The sequence below is a fragment of the Streptomyces sp. BE303 genome, from assembly GCF_036290945.1.
Classification (GTDB): Bacteria; Actinomycetota; Actinomycetes; order Streptomycetales; family Streptomycetaceae; genus Kitasatospora.
The window spans coordinates 1-300 of record NZ_JAQYWZ010000476.1; the positions used below are offsets into that span (position 1 = coordinate 1).

Here is a 300-nt window from a genome sequence, read left to right on the forward strand (position 1 = left end):
GGGGGGGGGGGCGGCGGCCCCCCCCCCCCCACCCCCAACACCACACCCCCCCACCCCCCCCCAAAAACCAAAAACAAAAAAAAAAAAAAACAACCAAAAAAAACACAACCCCAACCCAACCACCCCCCAAAACCAAACAAAAAAAAAAAAAAAAAACAAAAAAAACCACAAAACACACCCCCCACCCCCCCCCCACAACACCCCCAAAAAAAAAAAAAAAAAAAAAAAACAAACACAAAACAAAAACCAAAAAACAAAACACACACAAAAACACACAAACCCACACAAAAAAAAAAAAAA

1 protein-coding gene is annotated in these 300 nt (G+C 43.0%); it reads right to left on the bottom strand.

From position 1 onward, the window contains the following. On the bottom strand, positions 1-300 hold a 300-nt coding region (locus PUR56_RS43375; RefSeq protein ID WP_329948536.1), incomplete at both ends, for a hypothetical protein.